General features: G+C 52.8%; 9 protein-coding genes. 2 read left to right on the plus strand and 7 right to left on the minus strand.

The window, feature by feature from the left end:
* Window positions 1–171: 171 nt before the first annotated feature.
* The 6 genes from ACMAZB_RS12320 to ACMAZB_RS12345 form a co-directional block, all read right to left on the minus strand.
* Entirely contained in the window at window positions 172–2,412 is a 2,241-nt protein-coding gene (locus tag ACMAZB_RS12320) for a TonB-dependent receptor (protein WP_435217563.1), read from the minus strand.
* 383 nt (window positions 2,413–2,795) lie between these two features.
* On the minus strand, window positions 2,796–13,781 hold the full coding sequence (locus tag ACMAZB_RS12325; protein WP_435217564.1) for a retention module-containing protein: 10,986 nt from the start codon (window positions 13,779–13,781) through the stop codon (window positions 2,796–2,798).
* 252 nt (window positions 13,782–14,033) lie between these two features.
* The gene (locus ACMAZB_RS12330; RefSeq protein WP_435217565.1) at window positions 14,034–14,624 is read right to left on the minus strand and encodes a response regulator transcription factor; all 591 of its coding nucleotides are present in this window, start codon (window positions 14,622–14,624) and stop codon (window positions 14,034–14,036) included.
* Between the two features lie 26 nt (window positions 14,625–14,650).
* Window positions 14,651–16,528 (minus strand): HlyD family type I secretion periplasmic adaptor subunit, encoded by a 1,878-nt coding sequence (locus ACMAZB_RS12335; protein WP_435217568.1) that lies wholly within the window; start codon window positions 16,526–16,528, stop codon window positions 14,651–14,653.
* On the minus strand, window positions 16,528–18,651 hold the full coding sequence (locus ACMAZB_RS12340; RefSeq protein ID WP_435217570.1) for a type I secretion system permease/ATPase: 2,124 nt from the start codon (window positions 18,649–18,651) through the stop codon (window positions 16,528–16,530). The genes ACMAZB_RS12335 and ACMAZB_RS12340 overlap by 1 nt, the downstream gene beginning before the upstream one ends.
* A 143-nt stretch (window positions 18,652–18,794) precedes the next feature.
* Entirely contained in the window at window positions 18,795–19,826 is a 1,032-nt protein-coding gene (locus tag ACMAZB_RS12345) for a COX15/CtaA family protein (RefSeq protein WP_435217572.1), read from the minus strand.
* A gap of 92 nt (window positions 19,827–19,918) precedes the next feature.
* Between ACMAZB_RS12345 and ACMAZB_RS12350 the strand changes: the two genes are divergently transcribed.
* The gene (locus ACMAZB_RS12350; protein WP_435217574.1) at window positions 19,919–21,808 is read left to right on the plus strand and encodes an ATP-binding cassette domain-containing protein; all 1,890 of its coding nucleotides are present in this window, start codon (window positions 19,919–19,921) and stop codon (window positions 21,806–21,808) included.
* 26 nt (window positions 21,809–21,834) lie between these two features.
* On the opposite strand, the gene ACMAZB_RS12355 is transcribed toward ACMAZB_RS12350, so the two are convergent.
* On the minus strand, window positions 21,835–23,022 hold the full coding sequence (locus ACMAZB_RS12355) for an aromatic amino acid transaminase (protein WP_435217576.1): 1,188 nt from the start codon (window positions 23,020–23,022) through the stop codon (window positions 21,835–21,837).
* A gap of 353 nt (window positions 23,023–23,375) precedes the next feature.
* Here ACMAZB_RS12355 and cmoB point away from each other — a divergent pair, with 353 nt between their 5' ends.
* On the plus strand, window positions 23,376–24,359 hold the full coding sequence (gene cmoB, locus ACMAZB_RS12360) for a tRNA 5-methoxyuridine(34)/uridine 5-oxyacetic acid(34) synthase CmoB (RefSeq protein ID WP_435217578.1): 984 nt from the start codon (window positions 23,376–23,378) through the stop codon (window positions 24,357–24,359).

Consider the following 24,359-nt stretch of genomic DNA (forward strand, 5'->3'; position numbering starts at 1 on the left):
GCGCCGACAATATTTACGACGGGCGCTGTAAACAGACCGCTTTTTAGCTGACTAAACGCCGTGGCCGCGATTACGCTTCCATGACTGAAAGACGGGGCTAAGCCTCGATCCCAAACAATAATCCGAGCAAAAAAAAGCCACCCGAAGGTGGCTTTGTACAGAACTTCGGCTTCAGAACTCGTATCCGATCGTGACACCCACTTGTCGTCCAGGGACCAATTCCTGCCACGCAAATGCACCCGCATCATAAGCCCGTGCAACCCGCCCGTCGCCGTCGAGAACGTCGGTGCCGTAGACCATCAACTTAAGTGCACCTTGTGGTAGATCACGAAGGTAGGTCGCGCTTAAGTCAAGCTGATCGTGGGAATCGATGTTGATATCAGGACCTGTGTCGTAGTTATAAAAGGCAAATTCTGCGGCACCCCAAAGATCGCTACGGTAGCTCCAGGTTCCGGAGAGAACCAGCGTGCCACCAAGTACTGATGACGTATGATCAGCCATTAGGCTCAACGTGTGCTCCGGTGCGTAAATCACCTGAGCTTGGCTGGAAATATCAATGCCACCAAAGTCGTATTTATCAAACTCGGCATCAAGATAACCGTAAGTGGCCCTGATGTTCAGACCATCCGTGGGCACCCAAACCCCCTCGAACTCGATACCCTTGTTGGTCGTCTCTGCCGCGTTACGAATGAACGTACAAGTCGCCGTTGCCGCTTGATCGCACTGAGTACCATCTGTAACAACAAACTGCTGCTTATCTTCGTAAGTCGCGTAGAAGCCCGTCAGGTTTAACTGCAACCGATCGGTGGGCTGCGTACGAATACCCAGCTCCCAGCTTCCTACCTCCTCGGGATCGTAAGGACCGATCGTATCCGAGTTATTGCCGCGGCTATTAAAACCACCCGCGCGATACCCTGTTGCATAAGACAGGTAAGCCATTCCAACATTTAACTCACGCTGCAACACAAAGCGGTAGGTTACATTCGAATCCTCGTAGCTCGGCGTCAGCTGATTCGCAATGGGAGCGCCTGCCAGTCGGTCGGTTGAGCTTCCGTATTGTCGGTTATCTAGATCTTTACTTTCGTCGGTCCAACGCACACCCGCCGTCACTGACCAGAGGTCACTGATGGCGTAGTTCAGCTCACCAAACAAGGCTAATGCATCCGCGTCTTGGGTCGTTTGGAAGTTGGAAACAGGGCCAGAGGTAATGAAGGCTTCTGTCTCGAGATAATAGGCGCCGGCTACTACGTTCAGTGGGCCGTCCCAGTCTGAAAGAAACTGCAACTCGTGAGAGTTTTGCTCATAGTCTTGCTGACGCAGCACTTCAAACAGCGGTTGAGGCGCTCCCCAAGAGTTAAAGTAAGCCTCCTCTTCAAAGGCCATTCTTCCAAAGATGTACTTAACATCAAAGCCATCACCCGAATACTTTGCGTTCAGGGTCAGGTTGTCGCCCCACATGTAGCTGTAAATTTGCTCAGAGGCATTCGATGTTTTATAGCCGCTTGCCTCAGAGAGCGCCGCTGAGTTTTCGTTACAGGCACCACCAAAGGGAAGACCTAAGCCCGCCAAGGAGCAGAAAACGCTATCGGTTGTACCTGAAGCCACGACATCAGGCGGTTGAGTCCAGTGCTCGTAGTCATCGTAGCTAAGCGTCGCCGTGAAATTGTCAGTGAAATCATAGCGAATGGCTGCACCCCAAACTTGAGAGTCCCGGTTGTAGGGCCGCTCATTATTGGTGGTGTTATAGAGGTGTGAGTCCATCTCTAGGTCACGGTATGAGAACTTGGCGCCGCCCTTCTCGCCTAGCGGCACGTTAACAACACCTTTGAGGTCTTGGCGGTTGTGATCTGCAAAAGTCCCCTCAAGCTTCACACCAAACTCACCCGTAGGCTGCGTTCTTTTAATATTGACAACACCAGCAATAGTATTCCGACCGAAGAGGGTGCCCTGTGGTCCTCTAAGGACCTCAACACCTTCTATGTCGAAGAAATCAACAACAGCACCGGCGTTAGAGGCCATGAACACGCCGTCCACAGAAATACCTACCGTCGGCTCGTAACTTTTCTCAAGATCGTCAAAAGCCATGCCGCGGATAGACGCGCCCAGTGCTGCTCCCGACTGCGTCACCTGGTGCAGCTCCACATTAGGCACTAATTTGGCAACATCGATGAGCGTTTGCACACCACTTTGTTCAATTTGAGTCGGAGATAGCGCCGTTACAGCGACCGGGACGTTTTGAAGTGACTCCTCTCGCTTACGCGCGGTCACGACAACTTCCTCGATAAGACTCACCGAGTCTTGCCCGAGAGCAATCTGCGGCAGACCACCAAAAACGCCGGCGGTGGCAATTGCAGCAGCCATGGATACGTATTTTTTACTTAGGGGGAAATGATGGCGCTTATTCAGTCGCATAGCTGGATCTCCTCAATATTATTATGCCGTCGCCCTTATTTGGGCTAGGAGCCTTTTTTTTGTAGATTTCTACTACCAGTCAAAAGCTTCGCACAAGTCCAAGGGGATTACAAACAATGTTGATTGTTTTTATGCGGTCGCACAAAAAGAGACGTAGTAAGGTGCTGAATGCACTCGTCTTCTACCGCATTTTAGCGGCGCCATCGCGACCCAGAGCAAGGCATACTGCGACTTTTGTCGCTAATCGGGTGCATCAGCCGGAGCGGGCGTCTGGGCAAAGAATAGCCTCTGAAACAGACAGCCTACATCGAAGAATTTGTCATTTCTTTGAGCAAGACGCCACACCGAGGCTCCGATGTGGCGTTATTTCACCTCAATTCCGGTCAATCAGACTCTGGGGCAGGTTTGTCGTCAGGGTTTTGAGAATTCATTAAGTCGATTTCTAACATCCCCGCATCATAATCAAACACTCCGCCGGCCCCTCTTGGTGTTGCCGAGTCGACCCCTGCCGGTACCTCATCGCTTTCTTCAGGGAGCACAAGATTGTCGTCATCGCCAAATAGGTCCTCCACGCTGACAGCAAAACTCGCATCCTCAGCAACCGAAGACGAACCATCGGTAAACGTTACCTCCGATTGACCGTGAATGGTTACATCACCGTCCGCCGCAGTGCTGGATTCACTGTCATCGCTATAGTTGAGATCAATACTCTCGATACCCAGTTCCGATAGCGTCTGAAGCTCCCCTTCGTCCGTGATTCCATCTGAGTTGGTGTCTTGCCAAACAGCAAATTGATCAAATTGATCGTCTTGCGCATCGAGTACACCGTCGTCATTAGTATCAAAGACCTCTGCTACCGCCTCGAGATCCGTCTCCGCATCTTCACTCCACTCAGTAAAGACATACTCCTTAGATTCATTGATGGTTCCGGAATTATCCGCATCGATGACCAACAACCCATCATCAGGGGCCACCCAAGCCGTATTTACGACGGCTCCCGAGGCCTGGTCAATAAAGGTAACGCCGTCCTCCTTGGACAGGTACTCAACACCATCGCCATCCAAATCAATAGCAATGGGATCATCCTCGTCATCGTCGTCGTCATCATCGTCATCATCGTCGTCGTCGTCGTCGTCGTCATCGTCGTCGTCGTCGTCATCATCGTCGTCATCGTCATCGTCGTCGTCGTCATCATCGTCGTCATCGTCGTCGTCATCGTCGTCGTCATCGTCGTCATCGTCGTCATCGTCGTCGTCGTCATCGTCGCCGGTGGGGTCATCATCTGTGATAGTTGTAGTCACTGAGTCTTCGCCCAGCTCAAGCACCTCGAACCCGCCATCACTGGCTGTGCCAATCGTAAGGATGATCGTTTCACCACTATCTGGAATAGTGTCGTCAAGGGTCGTTAAATTAAACGTCACATCGGAGTTACCGGCCAGAACAATAACCTGAGCCTCGCTGACGTAATCGCTACCATCACTCGCGGTACCGGTGTAAGTAATATCGACAGCTATATTTTCAGTTGCCACAACGGCATTGCCATTTTCGTCAGTCAAAGCCACCGTATAGTCGGAAGTTACCTGCCCCTCGACAACAGTGGCAGGCCCGCCGATGCTCAAGATCACCGTATCATCGGTATCAGGATCATCCTCATCCGTAATCGCTGCCGTTGCACTCGCGTTATTACCATCAACGTCACCAATCGCCAGGTTCTCAAAACTCGAACTTTCTAGTGGCTCGACAATCGTCGCTATTAGGTTCTCCGAACTCTCCTTAATGTAATCATCAACTGCCGATACCGTTACTGATGCCGCACTATCGCCGCCGGTCACCGTAACGGTCGTAGGTAACGGTGCCGCATCACCCGCATTCGCCGCAGCGCCCGTCCATTCCAACGTCACGTCGATATCCGACGTCGCCGTAACCGCATTGCCGTCCTTGTCCTGCAGCGAGACCGTGAAGATCGCCTGCTCGCCTTCTTCTATCGACGACTCATCAACACTGATGACCGCATAGACCGTGTCAGCCTCGTCAGGGTCACCCTCATCCGTGATCGCTGTCGTTGCACTGGCGTTATTACCATCAACGTCACCAACCGCCAGGTTCTCAAACGCATCCGGATCATCCTGATCCACCAATCCCGTAATCGTCGCTATCAGGTCTTCTGACGTCTCTTTAAAGTAATCATCAACCGCAATCACTGTCGCCGTCGTACTGCCATTGGTCACCGTTACCGTCGTCGGCAACGGTGCCGCATCACCCGCATTCGCCGCAGCACCCGACCAGACCAGCGCCACCTCAATATCATTCGGCGCCGTAACCGCATTGCCGTCCTTGTCCTGTAGCGAGACCGTGAAGATCGCCTGCTCGCCTTCTACTATCGACGACTCATCAACACTGATGACCGCATAGACCGTGTCTTCTGTTCCCGGGGGATCATCCGTACCCGTCTGATCTGCAATCGTCGTCGTGACCGTGTCTTTGCCGGTGGCTATGCCCACCGTCGAACCCAGACCCGTGCTCGTCGGATCGCTGATCTCAACAATGTACTGTTCACCGTCATCGGCCAGATAATCATCCGTCGTCTCAACCGTGAAGGTCGTGCTACTAACGCCCCCAGCCGTACCCGTGATCGTTACCGTGTCGCCATCTACCGACACGTAATCAACGCCTTCCGTCGCCGCCAACACCAAACCAGCCGCCGTCGTACCCAGCGTTACCGTGACACTCTCACCCGCCAGCAACGCCACCGCATTACCAGCCGCATCCTCAAAGGTCACCGTGTACTCGGCCGACTCTCCCTCAACAACCGACTCCGCACCACTCAACGCCACCTTCAGCGGCGAGGCATCCTCAATAACCGTTGTCGCACTCAGACCTGTGCCCGCCGGCGTACCCAGCTCGTAGTTCTCGTAGTTATCCTGCGGATCCGTAATGCTAGCGATCGTCGCCGTCAGCGGCTCATCAGGCTCTACCGTTCCATCTTCAAGCGCTGAAACCGTTACTGAGCCGCTGCCCGCCGCTATCGTCACCGATGTCGGTAACGGGAACGGCGATACATCAGTCGTTGTCGCTGCCGCACCCGACCAGACCAGCGCTACCTCAATGTCATTCGGCGCCGTAACCGCATTGCCGTCCTTGTCCTGCAGCGAGACCGTGAAGATCGCCTGCTCGCCTTCTACTATCGACGACTCATCAACACTGATGACCGCATAGACCGTGTCTTCTGTTCCCGGGGGATCATCCGTACCCGTCTGATCTGCAATCGTCGTCGTGACCGTGTCTTTGCCGGTGGCTATGCCCACCGTCGAACCCAGACCCGTGCTCGACGGATCGCTGATCTCAACAATGTACTGTTCACCGTCATCGGCCAGATAATCATCCGTCGTCTGTACCGTGAAGGTCGTGCTACTAACGCCCCCAGCCGCACCCGTGATCGTTACCGTGTCGCCATCTACCGACACGTAATCAACGCCTTCCGTCGCCGCCAACACCAAACCAGCCGCCGTCGTACCCAGCGTTACCGTGACACTCTCACCCGCCAGCAACGCCACCGCATTACCAGCCGCATCCTCAAAGGTCACCGTGTACTCGGCCGACTCTCCCTCAACAACCGACTCCGCACCACTCAACGCCACCTTCAGCGGCGAGGCATCCTCAATAACCGTTGTCGCACTCAGACCTGTGCCCGCCGGCGTACCCAGCTCGTAGTTCTCGTAGTTATCCTGCGGATCCGTAATGCTAGCGATCGTCGCCGTCAGCGGCTCATCAGGCTCTACCGTTCCATCTTCAAGCGCTGAAACCGTTACTGAGCCGCTGCCCGCCGCTATCGTCACCGATGTCGGTAACGGGAACGGCGATACATCAGTCGTTGTCGCTGCCGCACCCGACCAGACCAGCGCTACCTCAATATCATTCGGCGCCGTAACCGCATTGCCGTCCTTGTCCTGTAGCGAGACCGTGAAGATCGCCTGCTCGCCTTCTACTATCGACGACTCATCAACACTGATGACCGCATAGACCGTGTCTTCTGTTCCCGGGGGATCATCCGTACCCGTCTGATCTGCAATCGTCGTCGTGACCGTGTCTTTGCCGGTGGCTATGCCCACCGTCGAACCCAGACCCGTGCTCGACGGATCGCTGATCTCAACAATGTACTGTTCACCGTCATCGGCCAGATAATCATCCGTCGTCTCAACCGTGAAGGTCGTGCTACTAACGCCCCCAGCCGTACCCGTGATCGTTACCGTGTCGCCATCTACCGACACGTAATCAACGCCTTCCGTCGCCGCCAACACCAAACCAGCCGCCGTCGTACCCAGCGTTACCGTGACACTCTCACCCGCCAGCAACGCCACCGCATTACCAGCCGCATCCTCAAAGGTCACCGTGTACTCGGCCGACTCTCCCTCAACAACCGACTCCGCACCACTTAACCCAACGTAAAACTCGGATGGTGGCGGCGGCTCTACAATTACCGTAGTAACTTCATCGTTGCCCTCGTCGACCTCAAGCGCTTCAAAACCGCCATCACTCGTCGTGCTGATTGATAGAATAATAGTTTCATTAGGGTCCACCTCGACATCAGTTGTTGTTTGTAAGCTGAAAGTCGCATTGGTAGCGCCTTGGAGAATCGTCACTTCTTGTTGACTGGTGTAATCCAATCCATCCGTCGCCGTACCGGTGTACGTAATCGTAACAACCACGTCTTCTTGTGCTGCGACTAGGCCCCCACTCTCATCCTTCAATGCCACGGTGTAGTCAGTGGTTAAGTCACCCTCAACTACGGTATCTGGCCCACTAATACTCAGGCTAATCGTGTCATCAGATCCTGGATCACCCTCATCCGTAATCGCTGTCGTTGCACTCGCGTTATTACCATCAACGTCACCAATCGCCAGGTTCTCAAAACTCGAACTTTCTAGTGGCTCGACAATCGTCGCTATTAGGTTCTCCGAACTCTCCTTAATGTAATCATCAACTGCCGATACCGTTACTGATGCCGCACTATCGCCGCCGGTCACCGTCACGGTCGTAGGTAACGGGGACGGCGTTACATCGCTCGTTGTCGCTGCCGCACCCGACCAGACCAGCGCCACCTCAATATCATTCGGCGCCGTAACCGCATTGCCGTCCTTGTCCTGCAGCGAGACCGTGAAGATCGCCTGCTCGCCTTCTGCTATGTTGGTGTCGTCAACACTGATGACCGCATAGACCGTGTCTTCTGGGTCTTCAGGATCCGGCTCATCAGGACCATCAAGAATAGTTGAAGTAACCGATGAAGTGCCTATCTCTACCTTTTCATAAACCGATTGCGCGGCATCAAACCCCACATCGGGCACCAAGCCCACGGTGTAGGTTTCCGCGCCCTCCAGGTTGTAATCGTCAATTAATGCAGCGCTGAATACGCTACCAATTAAAACGGTCGTAGCTGACGGTGTGTAATCTGTGGATGCTGCGGTAAGGTTGCTAAAGACAACCTCAACAGCAGTCCCATCCAAACCCGAAACCGTCGCGCCCAAACTGTCGACTGCAATCACTTTGTAGTAAAGAGATTCGCCCTCTGCCGCCTCACTAAGCGCAATCTCATTACCGCCTGCATCAACCGCAATTACGCTCAACGTAATGGTGTCCTCAAAATCAGGATCATCCTCATCGAGGATCGTACCGATCCCTTGGCCATCACCAATTATGGCGTTGAAAGGATTAGATAAATCGACCGTAAAGGTTTCTGGAAGCTCTGCCAGTGCGTCGTCGGTAACGTTAAGCGTTATTGTTTGTGTAGTTACGCCTGGCTCAAACGTGAGCACGCCACTCAAGCCATCATCAGGGCCAGCAGAATAATCCTCCGGGTCGGTAGCTGAGTCCTCAGAGACCGTATAATTGACGTTAGCCGGCAATTCAGATTCACCGAGCAGAGTCACCGTAAATACAATGGTGCCTGCATCTTCATCGACTGAAACATTGTTTATGCTTAGTGTAGGTCGATCATCATCGGGTTCATCGTCAGGGTCATCGCCATCGGGCTTCGACCCATCATCGAAGATGGATCCGGTACCAATATCGGTCGTATCGTAATCAGCATCATCGGTAGTAGCAGATAAGGTAAACGTCTCCTCACCTTCATAAATATCTTCATCAGTAGTGGGCACTGCCACGGTAAGAGCAACCACCCCCGCTGGCACCGTATAGCTGCCGTCACCATTCTGGTTGATGATTGTAGATTGCCCTTCATTGTCGTAAGTGACGACAAGATTAGAGGCGTCAAAATCAGCCGGTTCCGCCGTGTTCGCCGAAAGAATCTCTGCTGTAAACGTCACATCTACAGGGGCGGCCGAGGCCTTAGTTAGGGTAACGGCAAAGACCGCAGAGCTTCCCTCTTCTGTTTCCGCGTCTGCAATTAGAATGATCGACGAGTCGTTGTCTATGATCGTGACAACCGCGACACCATCATCGGCAGCTAGTCCGGGCTGGGCGATGGAAGCCTCACCCGTTGGATTACTGAGCTCAACACGAAACGTCTCTTGGGTTTCAATGAGAAGATCATCGTTAATCGGAATGAATACTGTTTGCTCGGTCACTCCGGGGGCGAAGGTTAAGACCACATTCGTAATGGCCGTAAAATCTTCGGCTTGTGCGGTATCTGGACCTGATATGGGTAGTGTAGAAATGGTGACAGTCTGGTTGCCTTGTTCTGGACCAGCACCAAAACGCGTAACAGTTACAAGGACACCAGCACCCTGCCCTGTCACCACATCACCCTCTACGACGGTGGTATCAGCAACACTGAACACGCCGCTGTCATTATCGTAAATCCTCAGAGTTCCCTGAGGATCGCTATTAATGACATCAATCCCACCTAACTGACCCGATACAACTGTGACATCAAGCAGCGCTATTTCCGTTGGCTCGACAAAGTCATCGTCGATAATCGGCACGGATACCGTTACTGATGATGCTCCGGCAACGATAGTCGCAGTGCCTGCAATAGACTGATAATCGGAACCCGCCTGCGCACTCAAATTCGTTGTGTTGTAAGTAATCGTAACGGCGCTGTCAGCAACAGCAACATTCCCGTTAGCGTCATACAAGGTAATGGTAAACACACCATTACCGTCGTGCTCGTAAACTTGCACAAAATTGACGTCAATGTAAGGCGCAGGTGCGCTGGGGTCGTTATCAATAATCCCCGGTTGAAAGGTCGCTGAGGCTGGAGCGCCATCTGCGAAATTACCTTCAAAAAACTTATCGCTGTCGCCCTCTATCAACATGTCAATAACTTCTATGCCCTGGCCACTAACAGGATCGATTGATCCAGCAGGGTCCTCATCGGTCACATCATCGAAAGTTTGGATTCTTACTAACACCGAATCAGAGCCAGCGGGCAGAGTGAATTCAAAAACAGGAAGAGCCAAAGGATAAGGGGGGGCAAAATAAGGGTCTGGAGCGGTCTCCATGACCTGCCAAGTAACGCCACCATCGGTGGAATACTCAATGGGTACGATAAAATCGTCACCATACTCGGCAAAATTAAAGCCATTGCCCTCTGGCGCGAATTTGACGGTTAGCTTTTCGTCGGTATCAAACGTCACGCTACTGGTGAGCTCAAATTCGATCAGTTCACCCTCGACAACGTTGGTAATTTCAGCCGCAAGGTAAGACTTTTCAGGGGTCGGGTTTATGACGACGTCGAGGGGCGCAGTCCAGTCCCAAACCGTGTAGCCGAACTCAAGATTAAACAGCGCTCCACTCTGAATTTCAGCGGTCGTTATTCCGGTATCAGTTGCCGAATCGTAGGGGTCAAGTTGAATAAAGCCCTGACCAGTATCATCGTTAAAAAACACAGTACCGACGACTCTACTGACACCATCAAGAGTGACCTGGGCGGCTGTTGTCTGGTAAGTAACACCATCAATCTCCTGATCTGGGCCGGCACTGGCGCCACGAAATTCGATCTCTAGATTCTCGTAGATCACTTGATTGGGTTGCGCCCCGTTGAGCAAATCATCCCGGTCAAATGCGATCCGTGCAGTGCTATCGTCTCCGTCTTCAGTATCAAGACCCGTCACTGCGTATTGAGCAATGGGGTTGAGGCCGTCAACCGGTATATCTTCTTCTCGTGCGTCAAAGCCACCGACAGGCGTTCCATCAAGCAATGTTACCGTTTCAGTAACGTGATCCATTGCCTCAGTTTCGAAGATGTTTTGCAGTCCGTCGCCGGGGTTTGGATCGGCCTCTGACTGGCGAGTAAACTCAATATTTTGAGTAGCGAGAGCCTCTGAAACCTGGACTTTTCCTGAATTTGATAAGTCGAGTGGCTCGCCCGTCGCCGAATCAATGTACCCCGTAAAAGCAGCTCTAACCTCAGCAGTAATCGTAATACCGTCTGTAAACGCTGTCTCTGAATTGGTAATGGCGTTGGTAAGCAAGTCACCGTCAGCGTCAACGGCGCCCGCGAGGTTATCGTCCAGAGCCTGCAGAAAAATAGCGGTGTTTTCCAACTGATCTGCGTTGGTGTTGGACATTGCGATACCAGCGATGTCATGAATGAACAGAACCTCTCCAGAGAGCTGATTGACACCAAATTCACCGACGATGACATCTCCAACTTTGAAAACGATAAACTCGCCGGTCTCAAAGGAAAATGATCCGGGCACACCGTCCTGATCTCCTGTCAAACCTTGAGCGATCGCTGCCTCACCGTTGAGGTAAGCCGCCTCACTCGCGTAAGCCGCGTATTCAACACCATTAACCCAGTTGTCGGTAAACGCCGCCACTTCGCGCTGGGCATCTACTTGAAGATTCACCGTTGCCACGTTAGAGACCTGGCCTGCTTCATCCGATACGGTGTAGCTAAAGACATCGGCGCCGTTATAGTCGGCATTGGGCGTATAGGTCACGGTGCCATCGGCGTTTACTTGGAGGGACCCGTTTGCAGGGCCAGAGACTATCGCAACGGTGCCGACGTCCAGGTCGCCATCAGAATCTGTGTCGTTAGCGATGAGCGAAAACGTCACTGCAGTATCTTCTGCAGTTGTCGCACCGTCATCGACAGCAACAGGCGGTTGCTCTCCCGGTGGCGGCGGTGGCGGTGGCGGTGGCGAACCAACTTGGATGGTTACGTTGGCAGTGTCTTCACCACCCTGCCCGTCAGAAATTGTGTACTCAAAAGTATCGTTACCCGAAAAATCAGCGTCGGGACTATAGGTAAATGTGCCATCAGCGTTAATAACCACCGTACCGTTTAAAGGCTGCGAATTGCTGATAATCGACAGCGCATCATTGTCTGGATCAGAATCGTTCCCCAAGACATTAATGTCGATGGCGCTTTCGAACGCCGTCGTCACCGAGTCATCGACCGCATCAGGAGGATTATTAGGCGCATCAGAAACAGTAATTTGCACCGTCGCCGTATCCTGATTACCGTTTCCATCGCTAATGGTGTAAGTGAATTGATCATCACCGCTAAAGTCAGCATCCGGCACATAAACAAAGCTGCCGTCTGCATTCAGCACCAGATCTCCAAACTGTGGTGACGTATTGCCGGTAATCGTGAGGGTATCGTTCTCGGGGTCACTGTCATTTTCTAAGATAACGTTGCCGCTAAGCTCCCCTCCAAAAGCCACCACATAATCATCATCAACTGCGTCTGGCGCTAAATTGGGCGGCGGCGGTGGCGGTGGCGGTGGCGAACCAACTTGGATGGTTACGTTGGCAGTGTCTTCACCACCCTGCCCGTCAGAAATTGTGTACTCAAAAGTATCGTTACCCGAAAAATCGGCGTCAGGACTATAGGTAAACGTGCCATCAGCGTTAATAACCACCGTACCGTTTAAAGGCTGCGAATTGCTGATAATCGACAGCGCATCATTGTCGGGGTCACTATCGTTAGCGAGCACATTAATAACAACGGCGTCTTGAAACCCGGTCACTACCGAATCATCGACAGCGTCAGGAGGATTATTAGAATCAGCAGAAACAGTGATTTGCACCGTCGCCGTATCTTCTCCACCTTGACCGTCTGAGATTTTGTAGTCGAAGGAATCAGTGCCAACAAAACCCGCATTGGGGGTATAGGTAAAAGTCCCATCCGGGTTGGCAACGGCCACGCCATTTGAGGGCTGCGTGTTACTGACTATTGATAGGGCATCATTGTCTGGATCAGAATCGTTCCCCAAGACATTAATGTCGATGGCGCTTTCAAACGCCGTCGTCACCGAGTCATTGACGGCATCAGGAGGATTATTAGGCGCATCAGAAACGGTAATTTGCACCGTCGCCGTATCCTGATTACCGTTTCCATCGGTAATGGTGTAAGTGAATTGATCATCACCGCTAAAGTCAGCATCCGGCACATAAACAAAGCTGCCGTCTGCATTCAGTACCAGATCTCCAAACTGTGGTGACGTATTGCCGGTAATCGTGAGGGTATCGTTCTCAGGGTCAATGTCATTTTCTAAGATAACGTTGCCGCTAAGCTCCCCTCCGAAAGCCACCACATAATCATCATCGACTGCGTCTGGGGCCAAATTGGGCGAGGGTGGCGGCTCATTTACATTGATAAAAACGATCGCAGTATCTGTACCGCCATTACCATCACTAATTGTGTAAGAAAACTGATCCTCGCCAGAGAAATCCTCGTTGGGTACGTAGGTAATTGTTCCGTCGTCGTTAATCGTAGCGACCCCGAAGCTAGCATCACCCACATCAGTAACGGTAAGAGGGTCATTCTCGGGATCGGTGTCATTTGCGAGCACAGATACCGTCACCGACTCTCCAAACGGCGCACTGACCCGATCGTCAATGGCATCAGGTCCCTGATTGAGGTCAACGACAATGGGGGGGTCTTCAGGGGCTATAGGGTCTTCGGGGTCGTCTTCGTCATCTAATAGCGCCAGATCATTGTCGAATGCGCTGGAATCCCCAGCTGCATCACCCGATGGCGCACCGGCATTGGAAGGCTCCAGAGGTTCGGGCCCAAAGCCAATTCGGCCCAGTCGGACAAAGGAGCTACCCTCGCCTCCCGCTCCAGCAGCAGTCGCTTCTTCCTCTATCAGCAGGTTGAAGTCAATTTCTCCATCCTCTGCAGTGCCTAAAAGCTGCGGCGTTTCTCCTGCTAAAACAGCGTCGGTAATCGTGTTGCGCCCGTCTACCGTTACCTCACCACTGAGCAGCAATTCACGATTACCAGGAAGCACAATCGGCGGAGCATTTTGAAACATCACCTCCACAAGTGCCTCGCCCCCCGTGACTAAGACCTCACCTTCAAATACGTCATCACCGAGCTTGAGCTCGCGCATGCTGCCATCCTCCGCGCGCGCCAAAACCGTTCCGGTGAGTTTCGAAATTGTGCCAACAAACTTAGCCATGGAAGCTGCCTATACTAATTACACCTGTGATCCCTCCATTTTCAGGAATAGCCAAGCATTCCGCTATGGACAAAAGGGAAAGGCAGCTGGGTATTTTATGTGCTATCAATCACGTTTTTGTGCCGAACAGGATAAAAGCGTACGGGAGTTTAAGCACTGTTAGCGCGCCTAAATGGCGGGACGGCGGCCCCTGTCCATCTTTGACCTCAAAGATCGGGAGAGGGGTTATATCCCCAGTGATAATGCGGGTATTCAGTGCAGAGGGAGTCGATTAACTATCAGGGCCAACTGCACACGGTCTCGAACTTGGAGTTTTTCAAATGTTGTGGTCAGGTGCGCTTTGATCGTTCGTTCGCCCAATCCAAGCTGCGACGCAATTTCTTTATTGTTAAAACCCTTGCCAACGGCCATCGCCACTTGATACTCGCGCTCGGTAAGTTGATCAAAACCCTCCGGCACTTCAGATGTTTTAACTGCACCTACAGTTAGTGCAGCCGTTGCAAAACGCTGTACCAGCTCAGGTGGCACCCAATACCCCCCGGAAGCGACAGCCTGTGCCACCTCAACAAACTGCTCAGGTACAGATTCGGCATGACAATAGCCTTTCACGCCTGTGGCTAAAACACTAAAAGCCTCCGATTCGCTGGGTGTCGCACTGAGCACCACAACCGGCGCAGATTCTTTCGCTAGAATCCCCGATGCTTTTAACAGTTCAGAGTCGCTGAGGCCTAGGCTGTCTAGCCAACACACAGCTGCACGATTATGCGCTTGCACCATGTAGGCTTTAACCGAGTTAAATAGCGTTAAATCTGGAAATGCTCGGTACCATCGTTGAGATGGCATTTCGCTGGCGGTTATGAAGACATGTTTCAACGCTCCGACAACGACCTCTGCTGCGCTCTTAGAACGGGCTTCATTAAATAGGCCATCACTGTCTTTTTCCCGGTCAAAATATCCACTTCCACTGTCATTCCGGGAATGATCGGTTTGTTTTCACCAAAATCAACGGTGGCTGTACGCACCGCAATCTCATAGTAAGCGTTACCTTCCTCATCAAGAACAGTGTCGGCGCCAATTTGTTCAACCTCGCCCTCAAGGCCGCCATATACGACAAAATCGTAGGCTGTTACCTTGACGTTGGCTTTCTGGCCAGGGGCCATAAAGGCAATATCCTGAGGCCTGACACGTACCTCAACCAAAAGAGAGTCGTCGGAGGGTATCAACTCAACGATGTCACGCCCCGGCAAAACAATGCCACCCAAGGTGTTGTAATAAAGCTGCTTAACAGTGCCAGTCACCGGAGACAACAAGCTGGTCTGCCGCACCCGATCCGAAAGCCCCGCACCAGCCTCAGTCAGTGCATTGATACGATTTACCGTATCCGCTAGCTGCTCCCGCACACCATTCTTAAACTCCAACTCTACCCCCGCCAACTTACCCTCAGCCTCCGAAATGGATGCACTAACACGGGACAGCTGCGCTCGGGTCTGCTTAAGCTCACCTTCCGCTTTGTTGACTTCTCGCTGCAGCCTCAAAACCTCTACCTGAGAAACTGCACCTGATTCGATCATCGGAGTCGTACGAGAAAGCTCTTCAGTAGCCAACTCCGATTCTCGACCAAGCTGTGCTCGGCGGACGCCCAACTCACGCAGCTCTTCCCGCCGCTGCTTAAGCTGCTGTCTTGCAATACCCTTCTGAACTTCTAACTCTTCTAATCTATTGTCGAACAGTTGCTGCTCTTGATAAACGATGTCTGGTGTATCGCTGCGCATCTCTTCTGTGGGTTCAAAGGCCTCACCGTCTACCATCGCTCGTAGCCGTGCGGCTCTCACGATTAGACCAGACCGCTCGGCCATATTCTCGCCAAGGCTTGACTGTGAGCGAGTTTGATCAAGCTTCAGAAGCAAATCGCCTTGTCGCACGAGATCGCCCTCTCGAACAAGAATCTCAGTGATGACACCGCCATCTTGTGAGCCCAGAATTTGAACCTGCCGGCTGGGAATTACCTTACCTTGCCCCCGAGTGACAATATCGACTTCCGCCCAAGACGCCCATACAACAAGCATTAGCACCGATACAGCTATGGCATACAGCAGACGTCGGGCCTTCAGGGGCTCCTGCTCAAGCATGGCCTCTTCAGCCATTAACTCCCACACGGTCTGTTGCTCAGTAAGTGACTCTGTTGCTGAGCTTAGCTTTTGAGCCTCCTCCGACAACCCTTTAGGTTCGCGACCAGAATAGCCGAGGTCTGTTGGGAGGGGCTCCCAGTCATTTTGATCAATGACTTTTATGTGTGCGAGATCGGCCTCACGCCGAAGTTGGAAAAAATCACCCCCGGCCAGAAAAACGCTTGCCACTTCGCTGTGAATAATTGAACGATCAATATCTTGGGCAAGCCACTTTACCTCACAGAAGTGGGCCAAACTGGCCTCCCCCGCCTCGTAGTGGCAGCGTGACTCAATGCGTGCGACAGAAATAACATCGTCCTGCTCGCGACTAGCAACAATGACAAGGTCTGCAACCGACAGCCAGTGAGTAAACGCCCAGGCGACCTGCACGTCAGCCGCGAGTACCTGCTCTTCGTAGCTGGGATTGAGTGTTTTGAGGGTGCTGCGCATGACCTCAATGTCATCAAGGTCACATAGATTTACGTCGCAGTGGGGGGCCGGCAAAAACAGTCTAGAGCCTTCTTGTGGCGGCTCGATATCTTGGCCGTCTGTCCCAGGACGTAAAACCCAAATTGCCATTAGCGCGCCCGCCCTATCTTGCCTTGCTTGAGTGCGTCCAAGACAGTCTCCCTAGCGCCATCCGCGACGATGCGCCCACCATCTATGACGATAATCCGATCAACGAGCTCCAACAGAGCATTGCGATGCGTCACGAGTAATAAGGTGCGTCCCGGTAAATAAGCTGTGAGTTCTTTTTTGATCACTGCCTCAGTCGTGTTATCCATCGACCCCGTAGGTTCATCGAAAAACAAGATTCCCGGCGTATGTACCAAACTGCGTGCCAGAGCAATACAACGACGCTGTCCCCCAGAAACGGAATCACCGCGCTCGCTTATGGGCATATCAAAGCCTCGAGGATGGCGATTAACAAAATCAATAAGGGCCGCTTGCTGGGCAGCGCGCACCAAGCTTGAATCCTCTATACCACGGTGCGCCAAAGTCAAATTTTCCCGCAGCGTACCGTGGAACAACGTGACGTCCTGTGGGACATAGCCCACGGCGTTTCGATACTCAGCGGGATCAAGCTGCCTGAGATCAATGCCGTCAATGAGAACCGCGCCTTCCGTTGGCTCATAAAGCCCCATTGCGAGTTTGGTAAGCGTCGACTTCCCTGAACCCACACGGCCTACAATCGCGACATGCTCCCCCGCCTTAATGCTAAAAGAAATGCCCGACACTGAAGCAGTTTCGCTGCCAGGATATGCAAAGGACACGTTGTTAAACGTCACATCGCCACGGAAACTATCTCGGGAAACAAACGCACCGCCGTCACGCCGTTCGGCCGGCATTTCAAACAAACCGTTTAAGGTATCTAGTGCCATCCGAGCATTGTGAGCCTGAGTGATCAGCCCCGCGACCTGCCCAAAGGGCTGCATGGCTCGCCTTGACAGCATCGACCCGGCAATTAAACCACCCATCGTCAATTGTCCCTCTGAAATGAGGAAAACCCCAACAATGATCACGCCGACTGTGACCAATTGCTGAGCGAACATTGTGAAATGCGTGACAGATAAAGTCGCCAACCTTAGGTCTACGCCAACACCCGCGAGAAACCGCGTGGTTTCCTCCCACTTACGCTGCATGACTGATTCTGCGCCAAGCGCTTTTAAAGTATCGAGTCCCGTTAATGACTCAATGAGTGTCGCATTTCGCTGGGCCCCCGCTTGATACGTTGACTCGGTAAGGCGCTGCAACCTCCCTCTGGCAAATAACGCGTAGACCAAAATGGCGGCGACTCCCAATAAAACGGGAATCAACAGTGGCCACGCAATCCAGGCTATAACGGCTAAAAATAAAACCGAAAATGGCAGGTCGACAATGGTAGTGATCGTCGTTGAAGTGATGAAGTCCCGAAGGGTCTCAAAAGACCTCAGGTTAACGGCAAAGGAACCAACGGATGCAGGTCGGTACTCCAATCGCATACCTAGGGTGCGCTCCATGATTTTCGCAGACAACTCAACATCAACCCGACGGCTCGCGAGATCGAGAAAATGCCCTCGCATTGATTTCAGCACCATATCGGCGACCAATACGATAACCACACCCGTCGCAAGCACCCATAACGTATCAAAAGCGGCGTTTGGTACGACTCGGTCGTACACATTCATCATGAAAATGGGAACGGCTAAAGCAAATAAATTAATAAAAAATGCTGCAACGAGAACGTCCTTGTAAACAGGCATATTCTCGCGGATTGCCGACCAGAACCAATGACCATCGCGATTGGTGTCGCTAGAGTCCACGCGGCTGTCAAAACGAAACTTGGGGCGCGCCAGCAAAGCAAAGCCTGAGAACTTGGCCTCTAAATCTGCGTGTGCTTCCTCGACAACCGAGTCAACGAGACGTGGATAAATCACCTCAACAGCGCCGCCCTTAGTTGGGCCCAGATAAACACACGCATCGCCGTCCTCAAGCAGCAAAATGGCCGGGCAGACGGAATCTGGAATGTCTTTGATCGCGATTTTGCGCAGGCGACTGTTCAGCCCAACCTTTTTTGCCGCACGCTGCAGAAAGCTGGCTGTGATTCCCGCTTCTGTTAGCGGTAAACCAGCACTAAGCGACTCTGGAGTAGCTGGGAGGCCGTGGTGCCTGGCCAAAATGACTAAACATGCAAGCAGCACGTCGTCTTCGACACTCCCCATGAACCCCCCACTTCGTTGAATAAGCTAAATCGCGTTGCCCACAGGGTATGACAGTAGTTTGTAAGGATGCAATGCACCCCATTAGGTTCAGAGTCCGGACATTTGCCCTTCTTCAAATTTGGAACACCCTCGTTTTCTTCGGCTCAGAAGCGAGAGCGTTCCGTTAAACGCGCGTGGGTAAAAAACAAAACTGCCGTAAGCAAAACAACGGCACCGCCTTGGTGTGCAGCCGCTATGGGCACTGCCACGTGAGTCAGCAAGGTGGAAACACCTAACGTTACCTGACATACCAACGCGAGAGACAATGCCACCGCGCCCCACTTCACACGGGGATCCGAGCTTCCTCGAAAGTTAGTGATGGCGATACTGGCCACTAGCAAAACGAGTCCGTAAGCAAATAAACGGTGGTTGAACTGGATTGTTGTCACCTGCTCGAAAGCGGAAATCCATCCCTCGGCATAAATCGAGGGTGGTATCAGGTGGTCCCCCATCAGGGGCCAAGTGGGATAACTGTACCCCGCGTCGGTTCCAGCCACGAACCCACCACTCAATATCATCAGGTACACCAAGGCGGCGAGTGCATAAAATTTTACCGAGTGTCCACCCACTATTTGACGGTGGGGAGAGGTTATCTGCAGAATAAGCCAAACCATGTAGCCGTAAACCAGCACAGCGAGCCCTAAATGTGCTGTCAATCGATACTGTGATACATCGGGTCGATCGACCAGCCCGCTCTTCACCATATACCAGCCCAGTAACCCCTGGCAGCCACCGAGCACGAACAGCAAAAGCAGCTTAGGCTTTAAAGGCCGTCGTACCATTCCCCTCACCATGAAAAACACCATCGGAAACAGGTACAGCACGCCGATTAAACGCCCGAGGACGCGATGCAAATACTCATACATGAAAATGACCTTGAAACCTGCCAGATCCATGTCGTAGTTAACTTTTTGGTATTCGGGGAACTGCTGGTACTTGGTGAAAGCCAAATCCCAGTCAGCGGCAGTTAGCGGAGGAATGGCGCCCATAATAGGCTGCCATTCCACCATCGACAATCCCGAGTCCGTCAACCTCGTAACCCCACCCAAGAGAATCATTCCGAAAATAACAACCGCGCAGACGGTGAGCCAGCGAGCAATCCAGCGATCGCTGTTGTCAGTAACATGTGGGTACACGATTTTCTCCTTTGTGAGGCGCCTATTTTAACCGATTCGGAGACTGGAATGGGATGGCGTACACTGCCCGCCCCTAAATTCGGAACAACACTATGCCCCTGCTGCGCCTTGACGAGGTAGAACTCCACTTTGGCAGTCATGTCATCCTTGATCGCGTAAGTTTAAATTTGGATCAGGGACAGCGCGTTGGCTTGCTTGGCCGCAACGGTGCTGGCAAAACCACGCTGTTCAAAATTTTGGCGGGAGAACTGGCTCCGGATGGCGGCGAGCGGTGGCTAAACCCCGGAGCCCGTTTAGCAAGGCTCGAGCAGGAACTGCCCGATGGTGAGGATGTTACGGTTTACGACGTGGTCGCCGGGGGCCTGGAAGCCGCAGGTCAATTATTAGCGCGATACCACCAAATTATTGCCTCTGGATCTGAAGCCGACATGGATGAACTGGCTAACATTCAACAGGCATTAGAAGCCGAGGACGGTTGGCAGTTACAGCAGCGCGTTGAAACAGTAATTTCTCAGCTGGGCTTGCCTACGGACACGTCGATGGCAGCCCTCTCTGGCGGCTGGCGTCGCAGGGTTTCCCTCGCAAGAGCACTGGTGACCCAACCTGACATCCTGCTTCTCGACGAGCCCACGAACCATCTCGACATACCAACGATAGAGTGGCTGGAAAGCCATCTCAAGAATTTTAGAGGCGCATTAGTCGTCATCAGTCACGACCGGCGTTTCTTACAAAACTGTGTGACCAGCATGGCTGAGTTGGAACGCGGGCACTTGTCTTTGTGGCAGGGCGACTACAGAGGTTTCCTGCAGTTTAGAGAGCAAGAGCTCGCCTCAGAAGCCAAAGCCAATGCCCTATTTGACAAAAAATTGGCTGAAGAAGAAGTCTGGATTCGGCAAGGAATTAAGGCGCGACGGACACGCAATGAAGGCCGTGTACGGGCTTTAGAGGCGTTACGAGAGGAACGCTCCCAGCGCAGAGCGCGGCAGGGAACTGCCAGTTTTAGTGTGGAAGACGCTAGGGCTTCAGGAAAACTGGTCACCGAGCTAAAGGAGGTCAGTTTTTCCTGGGGGTCTCGCCCCGTCGTTGATCGATTTTCAACCATCATCCAACGCGGCGACCGCGTGGGCATCGTTGGCCGAAATGGTATTGGCAAGACGACACTGGTGAAACTCTTGCTCGGCGAGCTGCAACCCGACAGCGGCGCTGTTCAGGTGGGCACACGACTTGAAGTCGCGTACTCAGATCAATTGAGAGGCCAGCTCGACCCCGAGGCCAACCTGATCGATAACATTTGCGGTGGGCAAGAGTTTATTGAAATCAATGGTCGCAGGCGGCATGCGATCAGTTATCTCGGTGATTTTTTGTTCACCCCAGAACGGGTCCGCACTCCCGTTAAAGCCCTGTCAGGGGGCGAGCGTAATCGCGCCATTCTCGCGAGGCTTTTTACCCGTCCCGCAAACTTGCTCGTGCTGGACGAACCCACGAATGATTTAGATATAGAAACCCTCGAGCTCCTCGAAGAAATATTGGCAGATTTTAAGGGAACACTCCTGCTCGTTAGTCACGATCGTGACTTTATGGATAGCGTCGTCACCAGCCTCCTTGTGATGGGCGAGGACGGCACAATCGAAGAGCAGGCGGGAGGCTACAGTGATTGGGAGGCACGAGGTGGGCGACTGACCGCCGAAGCCGTGACTGACAGCACACCACTCACTTCTAGAAAAATTACCGTCATTGATCCAGAGGAAACCCAAAAGAAACCCCAAAGAAAGCTGAGTTACAAAGAACAGCGCGAATTAGAAGGCCTCCCGGGCCACATTGAAGACCTAGAAGGGCAGCAAGCCGAACTTGAGCTGCAGATCGCGGCGCCTGACTTTTATCAGCAACCCCCAGACATTGTCCGTAAGCGGCTAGACGATCTTGAACAGCTCAATCGCAATCTTGAAACTGCGATTGAGCGCTGGTCAGAGCTGGAAGGCTAAATCGTGCACGGGTGCACTATCGGCGTTTAAAGGACCGAGGTCACCGCAGCCACCACACGGTCCATGTTTCCAGCATTTAAGCTGGCAATGTTAATGCGCGATGAGTTAAGCATATAAAGGCCGTGCTCGGATCTCACCTGCTTTGCTTGCTCCTCAGATAGCCCCAAGAAAGAAAACATGCCCTTTTCTTTAGCGATAAAACCGAAATCTCGTCCCGTAGCGTTTTCAAGCCGCTTTTGGAACTCCAAGCGTAGCCCGTTGATGCGCACACACATTGCGGTCAACTCGGCTTCCCAATCAGCTCGCAAAACGGGATCACCCAGAACGCGCCCGGCCAGAAGTGCACCATGAGCGGGAGGCATCGAATAAATACGTCGGGCTGCCGCTTTTGCCTGACTGACAGTAGCCTCGGCCGTGCGGCTGTTGGGACCCACAAAAATAGCCATTCCAGTGCGCTCTCGATACAAGCCCATGTTTTTTGACAACGAGGCTGCTACGACCACCTCCGGAACCTGTTCTATTAGGCAACGCAAACCGTAGACGTCGGTATCAAGACCTTCACCAAACCCTTGATACGCCAAATCCACCATAGGGGTAAAACCCTGACTCGCGGCCATGCCAGCAATCTCGCGCCATTGCTCAGGTGTAAGGTCCGCGCCACTGGGGTTGTGACAACAGCCATGCAGCAGAACAATATCCCCCGTCCCCGCAGCAGCGAGATCATCGGTCATGGCGGCGAAATCCACACCGTGGGTCGCAGGGTCGTAGTATCGGTATTGGCCCAACTCCAACCCACTGCTGGTAATCAGTGGCACATGCACTGGCCAGGTAGGATCACTCACCCAAACTTTACCTTTGGTTCCCGATGCTTTGAGAACTTCCGCACCCAACCGAACGGCGCCGCATCCACCGGGCGCCTGAACCGCCCCTACATTGCCTGACCGAACTCCCAGCGCATCACTGCCTACAACCAGCTCAACCAAACCTTCGATAAATTGAGGGTCCCCTTGAGGGGGAATATAGGACTTCGTCTGTTCCTCATCGACAAGTTGGCGCTGCGCCAGGCGAACTGCGTTAAAGACGGGGCAATTTCCTGACTCGTCCATGTAGATACCGATAGTCAGGTCTACCTTGTCAGGGTTTGGGTCAGCTCGGCACTCTGCAGCCAGGCCGAGTATAGAATCTGGCGGCAATAGGGGTAATTCTTCAAACATAACGATTTCTCAAGATTCATTAGCGAGCGGTGATGGATTATGGATCAGCAGCAACCTCGCTGCCAACCGCCGGTTGATATCCTCGAGATCCATAGACAAATGCACGGGACAGGGGCCCCTTTTGGAAGTTTGGTTAAGCCTTTATATACCGGCGAGCAAAAACACAGCTGGTGATCTATTGAATTCAGAGAGATAACAGACCTAAATTAGCCTCGTGTAAGTAGGAATCAGGCCTCTGGTTTGCAACCAGATCTCCCCCGGCCTGCTGTGACAACACGAAATACCAAAAGCTTTACCGCCAAACAGCCCGTTCAAGTATTAGACTTGCGGTTTTTCGCAGGGACAAACCAAAAATGAGAGAGCTCATAGCGCAGGAGCTGGAGCAGCTAAGGGGACGCTGGGAGGGAACGCCGCTGGAGCCATGGCTTGCGGTTTTGCCAACGCAGCTTGCCCAAGGCTTCTCAAGCGCCCGCTATGGCGATATACCTCGTTGGCTCCAAGCTCTATCAACGCTGCCAAAACTTAAGGTAGACGCGATCAATATGTCTACGGATCGAGTGGGGTGCACGGGGGCTGTCACAAACAGTGAGCGCGACCAACTTACTGCAGCGTTGCAAGGTTTGCACCCTTGGCGGAAAGGTCCCTTCGAACTTTTTGGTTGTCACGTTGATACTGAGTGGCGCTCTGACTGGAAATGGAACCGCCTTGAGGGCGCTCTGGAAGATCTTGCCCAGCGACGAGTGCTAGACGTGGGATGTGGCAGCGGTTACCACAGCTGGCGAATGCTTGGAGCTAACGCAGAGGAAGTCATCGGAATCGATCCAAGCCCCCTCTCAAATCTGCAATTTCGCGCTGTGCAGCATTACTTACATCAACCCAACATCAATATTTTTCCGCTTACCTTAGAACAAATGCCGTCGCAACTTCGCGCCTTCGATACGACCTTTTCTATGGGGGTTTTGTACCACCGCCGATCACCGCTAGACCATCTTATCGATCTTCGAAATACGCTGCGGCCCGGCGGTCAATTGATTTTGGAAACACTGGTGGTTGAGGGCGGTCCCAACACGGTTTTCGTGCCCCCAAATCGCTACGCCAAAATGGGTAATGTCTGGTGTCTGCCCAGTCCCGTGACGCTGCGCGGCTGGCTAGAAAAGGTCGGATTTAAAAACGCAGACATAGTGGACATCAACACGACCACCACAAACGAACAGCGAACAACACCTTGGATGACCTTTCACTCTCTCGAGCAATTCCTTGATAACAGCGACCCAAGCTTAACCGCCGAGGGCCATCCTTCGCCTATTAGAGCAATTCTCACAGCCAACGCACCCTGA

The organism is Luminiphilus sp. nBUS_07 (assembly GCF_051201685.1).
Taxonomy (GTDB): Bacteria; Pseudomonadota; Gammaproteobacteria; order Pseudomonadales; family Halieaceae; genus Luminiphilus.

What these genes read in the sequence shown, in the direction of transcription:
- ACMAZB_RS12330 (WP_435217565.1), bottom strand. Translation starts at nt 14,624, where the DNA reads ATGCCATCTCAACGATGGTACCGAGCATTTCCAGATTTAACGCTATTT.
- ACMAZB_RS12325 (WP_435217564.1), bottom strand. Translation starts at nt 13,781, where the DNA reads ATGGCTAAGTTTGTTGGCACAATTTCGAAACTCACCGGAACGGTTTTG.
- cmoB (WP_435217578.1), top strand. Translation starts at nt 23,376, where the DNA reads ATGAGAGAGCTCATAGCGCAGGAGCTGGAGCAGCTAAGGGGACGCTGG.
- ACMAZB_RS12355 (WP_435217576.1), bottom strand. Translation starts at nt 23,022, where the DNA reads ATGTTTGAAGAATTACCCCTATTGCCGCCAGATTCTATACTCGGCCTG.
- ACMAZB_RS12320 (WP_435217563.1), bottom strand. Translation starts at nt 2,412, where the DNA reads ATGCGACTGAATAAGCGCCATCATTTCCCCCTAAGTAAAAAATACGTA.
- ACMAZB_RS12350 (WP_435217574.1), top strand. Translation starts at nt 19,919, where the DNA reads ATGCCCCTGCTGCGCCTTGACGAGGTAGAACTCCACTTTGGCAGTCAT.
- ACMAZB_RS12340 (WP_435217570.1), bottom strand. Translation starts at nt 18,651, where the DNA reads ATGGGGAGTGTCGAAGACGACGTGCTGCTTGCATGTTTAGTCATTTTG.
- ACMAZB_RS12335 (WP_435217568.1), bottom strand. Translation starts at nt 16,528, where the DNA reads ATGGCAATTTGGGTTTTACGTCCTGGGACAGACGGCCAAGATATCGAG.